We start from the raw sequence: 4,371 nt of genomic DNA, 5'->3' as shown, positions 1-4,371 counted from the left end.
CGCTAGCTTTGTTCCGAAGAACTCCACTCGCTCGACTTGCATGTGTTAGGCACGCCGCCAGCGTTCGTCCTGAGCCAGGATCAAACTCTCACTAAAAAGTTTAATCATTTGCTCAAATTACTTTGAGTCTTTGTTTTAAGACTCTCAAAAGAATTGCTGGTTTACTTTAACTATATTCTGTTCAATTTTCAAAGACCATTTACTCTGTCGCACCCAAGCGACTTTCTTATCTTATCACTGAGAAACTTTTCTGTCAACAACTTTTTTCAAAATTTTCAACATTTCTCGCAATCGACATTAATTATCTTATCACCTCAAAAGCTACTTGTCAATAACTTATTCTCAAGCTATTAAGCGCTTTTTTATTAGCGACGCGTTTTATCTTATCATTCTTTTAGTATATATGTCAATATTTTTACTTAAATTAATTAAATAAAATTTTTATATAAAAAAACCTAAGAATATTTCTTCTTAGGTCCTTATTTTAATAAAGTTTCTATTGTTTCGTTAAATTAATAATTTATATTATAAAACTCCATTTTATCATTTATTACACAATTTATTTATATACAATATCTCACTATTTCTTACTCACTATTCTTTTAATTATAATTTTATTATAGTGAATTATATATTTCATATATAAAGTAAATAAATCTACTTATCACATCCTAATGCTTTAATTATTATTAATGCAGTATCTTCTATGGCTCTTTGTGTTACATCTATAGTTTTGCATCCTAACCTTCTAATTATCTTATCTGCAAAATCAAACTCCTCTAATATTCTAGCATCCCCTGCATATTCGATATTCGAAGGAATTCTATGAAATTTATCAAGTCTTCTTTTTCTTATCTCTATTAACTGCAATGGATTTATTGTTAATCCAAATACTTTATGTTTATCTATTTCGTATAATTCCTTAGGAACTTCAACTTCAGGAACTAATGGGATATTAATAGCTTTAATACCCTTATTAGCTAAATACATGCATAAAGGGGTTTTTGAAGTTCTTGAAAGTCCAACTAAGACAACATCTGCATTTTTTAATCCTCTATAATCCTTACTATCATCATACTGCATAGCAAACTCCATTGCTTCAATTCTTTTAAAATAAGCTTCATCAGTTTTCCACATAGCTCCTGGATTATATTGTGGTTGTTGATCTAAAAGTGATGATGCAACATTTATTATAGGTCCTAAAATATTTATTACAGATAAATTACTTTCCACGCATTTCTGTGTTAAATATTCTCTTACATTTACAGTAATAATTGTTGATACAATCATTGACTTCTCACATTCTCTTATATCTCTCATTAAATCTTCCACATCTTCTAAAGATTTAACATACGGTACTCTTCTTACTTCTACATTTTCAGAAAATTGACTTGCTGCCGCTTCAGCTACCTGTTCTGCTGTTTCTCCTATTGAGTCAGATACTGCAAAAATCGTTAACATTCTTAATAACCTCCTAATTTTACATATCAAATATTACTTTTAATAAATTCTCTTCCCAAATATCATTATAACAAGATTTTTGAATAAATTGCTAACATAGTGAATTATTATATTTAATATGATAAAATCTAAATATACTTATTACAACTTTAGGAGGAACTTATGAAATATTCTTTTAATAAAGATAAAATGCTTACAATTGGTATATTGCCAGCTATGTGGCTTATATATTTTTTATTTGAAGTTTTTAGTGGTAGAGTTAATGATTTATATACTTTAATTTTAAACCTATCTTTAATTTTAGTATTTGCCCTTACTGGATGGATTATATATAAATGCAGTACAAAAAGACCAAATGGACTAAATAATAAGTCTTTATTAGTAACATTTATAATATTAATGTTATTAGATCAGGGAATAAAACTAATTATAAAACTAAATTATTTCGATAACTATTTTGAAATAATACCGAATTTCTTATCCTTTAATCCAATAATAAATACTCAAGGTTCATGGTTAAATGCCAGATTCAATTTCAATATTAGTTTTCCATTATTAATATTAATTAATGGTATTTCATTAATATTATTTATTGAAATTTATAGATATATTAAATTTAAAACCGGGAAAAACTTTTGGACAGATATGTGCTTTTTATTTATATTTGCAGGCGCATTATGTTCGTTTATAGATAAGGTTTTTTATGGTGGTAGCTTAGACTTTATTGGTATAAGTGATTTATTTATAGCTGATCTAAAAGATATATATATTAATCTTGGTTTGTTATTTTTCATTATGTCATGCTATAAAAATGGATTCTTCTCTGAAGAAGATAGTAATTTAAAAGATGATATAAAAGCAATTAAAGATTTTTTCAAATTTATAAAAAATGATATTTTAAAAATATTAAAAAAGGAAAAGGCATAAATACCTTTTCCTTTTATATATATATTATGCTAAGCAAGTTCTTATTAAAAAATCACTTCTATAATAGAAGTGATTTTGGTGGCTTACCGGGGAATCGAACCCCGGACACCTTGATTAAAAGTCAAGTGCTCTACCGACTGAGCTAGTAAACCATTTTACCTGGCAACGTTCTACTCTCCCACACAGTCTCCCGTGCAGTACCATCGACGCTGTAGAGCTTAACTTTCCTGTTCGGAATGGGAAGGAGTGTTTCCTCTACGCCATCATCACCAGATTTATTTTTTTGTTTTGTTGATTTGTCCCTCAACAAGTATTAATTATATATATATATTCTACATATGTCAACATATTTTTAAAAATAATTTTATTATTCTCTAATTTTTATTTTTTATCCCCAAATCCCTTTATATTTAAATAGATATCTTATAAGTAACACACTTAAAAATAACTGTTTTTACATAAAGTTAAGTAATTTGATGATAAATTACTTAACTTTACTTTTAATCAAAAATATAAAATGCCATTAAATTAATCTTTTATTATATGTAACTTTTATTTATATTTCATATCCTAATTCGGAAATACATTTTCTTATAAAATCATTTGATTCCTTAAATTTATTAAGTTCCTCTGGTAACATATCAATCTCTACGACTTCCTTAACTCCAGTACCATTTAAAACAACTGGTACTCCTGTAAATACATTAAATTCTCCATACTCGCCATCTAATAATGTAGAAACCGGCATTATTCTATTCTCATCATTTATAATTGCTTTTATTATTGCAACTGCAGCTGTTGCTATTCCATAATATGTAGTTCCCTTTCTATTATATACTTCCCATCCTGCTTTAGCTGTATCTAATACAAGGTTATTTAAATTTACATCTCCAACTCTATCTTGATTGTCTTCAATAACTTTTAAAAATGGTTTACCTCCAACATATACATGTGACCATGGCACCATTTGCGAATCTCCATGTTCTCCCATAGAATATGCTTGAACACATCTTGGATCCACTTTTAATAATTCCCCAATAAAATTCTTCAATCTTGCAGAATCAACTGATGTTCCCGTACCTATTATATGACTTTTAGGTAATCCGGATAATTTATATACATGATATGCAATCATATCTACTGGATTAGATATAATTATAAAATATCCTTTAAATCCACTTTTCATTATTGGATTCACTATAGACTCTGCTATTTTAGCCGATAAATGTAAAGTATCTATTCTTGTTTGTCCTGGTTTAGGCGGTGCACCTGCTGTTATTACTACAATATCAACATCTCCACACTCTTCATATGAACCTGCTCTTACCTTTGTATTTCTATTTAAATACTCTATACAATGGTTTAAATCCATCGCTTCCCCTAAAGCACGTTCTTTATTCAAATCAATCATTAATATCTCTTCACACACACCTTGTGTTATTAAACTAAATGCTGTACTCGATCCTACTAAACCTGTTCCAACAATAGCTACTTTTCTACTTTTTAATGCCATTATTTAGCCCTCCTTTTACATTTTACTATTATATCATTTTTCATTATAAAGTAATTAAAAAACAAAAAAAACCTTAATTTATCTTATGATAAATTAAGGTTTTGGTGCGCCATCACGGGTTCGAACCGGGGACACCCTGATTAAGAGTCAGGTGCTCTACCAACTGAGCTAATAGCGCAAATTACCTGGCAACGTTCTACTCTCCCACACAGTCTCCCGTGCAGTACCATCGACGCTGTAGAGCTTAACTTTCCTGTTCGGAATGGGAAGGAGTGTTTCCTCTACGCCATCATCACCAGATCTTGAGATTGTTATCTCAAAATTGCACATGAATTATTCTATTTTATTGGTCAAGCCCTCGACCTATTAGTATCAGTCAGCTACATACGTTACCGCACTTACACCTCTGACCTATCAACCTTGTGTTCTTCAAGGGGTCTTACTAGCTTATGCTATGGGAAATCTCATCT

Annotated in this window: 3 protein-coding genes, 2 tRNA genes and 4 rRNA genes; 1 reads left to right on the top strand and 8 read right to left on the bottom strand. The window is 29.4% G+C overall.

Annotation, left to right across the window (positions count from 1 at the left end; all coding sequences use genetic code 11):
- Together EJJ37_RS19420 and EJJ37_RS19415 are read right to left on the bottom strand one after the other, a co-directional pair.
- Window positions 1–96 (bottom strand): 16S ribosomal RNA (locus tag EJJ37_RS19420); the annotation flags it as partial.
- A 561-nt stretch (window positions 97–657) separates the two neighbouring features.
- On the bottom strand, window positions 658–1,461 hold the full coding sequence (locus tag EJJ37_RS19415) for a pyruvate, water dikinase regulatory protein (protein WP_133017082.1): 804 nt from the start codon (window positions 1,459–1,461) through the stop codon (window positions 658–660).
- Between the two features lie 162 nt (window positions 1,462–1,623).
- Here EJJ37_RS19415 and EJJ37_RS19410 point away from each other — a divergent pair, with 162 nt between their 5' ends.
- Complete coding sequence (locus EJJ37_RS19410) at window positions 1,624–2,388, top strand: signal peptidase II (protein WP_133017081.1); 765 nt, start codon at window positions 1,624–1,626, stop codon at window positions 2,386–2,388.
- A 76-nt stretch (window positions 2,389–2,464) separates the two neighbouring features.
- On the opposite strand, the gene EJJ37_RS19405 is transcribed toward EJJ37_RS19410, so the two are convergent.
- From EJJ37_RS19405 to EJJ37_RS19380, 6 genes are all read right to left on the bottom strand, one after another.
- A tRNA-Lys gene (locus tag EJJ37_RS19405) sits at window positions 2,465–2,540 on the bottom strand.
- A 5-nt stretch (window positions 2,541–2,545) separates the two neighbouring features.
- Window positions 2,546–2,662, bottom strand: a 5S ribosomal RNA gene (gene rrf / locus EJJ37_RS19400).
- Between the two features lie 282 nt (window positions 2,663–2,944).
- On the bottom strand, window positions 2,945–3,901 hold the full coding sequence (locus EJJ37_RS19395; RefSeq protein ID WP_133017080.1) for an L-lactate dehydrogenase: 957 nt from the start codon (window positions 3,899–3,901) through the stop codon (window positions 2,945–2,947).
- 102 nt (window positions 3,902–4,003) lie between these two features.
- Window positions 4,004–4,079: transfer RNA gene (locus EJJ37_RS19390), tRNA-Lys, on the bottom strand.
- A gap of 5 nt (window positions 4,080–4,084) precedes the next feature.
- Window positions 4,085–4,201, bottom strand: a 5S ribosomal RNA gene (rrf, locus tag EJJ37_RS19385).
- 46 nt (window positions 4,202–4,247) lie between these two features.
- Window positions 4,248–4,371, bottom strand: a 23S ribosomal RNA gene (locus EJJ37_RS19380); the annotation flags it as partial.

Origin of the sequence: Clostridium cuniculi (assembly GCF_004353185.1) — a bacterium.
Taxonomy (GTDB): Bacteria; Bacillota; Clostridia; order Clostridiales; family Clostridiaceae; genus Clostridium; species Clostridium cuniculi.
This window is presented reverse-complemented; position numbering and strand designations above follow the sequence as displayed.

What these genes read in the sequence shown, in the direction of transcription:
- EJJ37_RS19410 (WP_133017081.1), top strand. Translation starts at nt 1,624, where the DNA reads ATGAAATATTCTTTTAATAAAGATAAAATGCTTACAATTGGTATATTG.
- EJJ37_RS19415 (WP_133017082.1), bottom strand. Translation starts at nt 1,461, where the DNA reads ATGTTAACGATTTTTGCAGTATCTGACTCAATAGGAGAAACAGCAGAA.
- EJJ37_RS19395 (WP_133017080.1), bottom strand. Translation starts at nt 3,901, where the DNA reads ATGGCATTAAAAAGTAGAAAAGTAGCTATTGTTGGAACAGGTTTAGTA.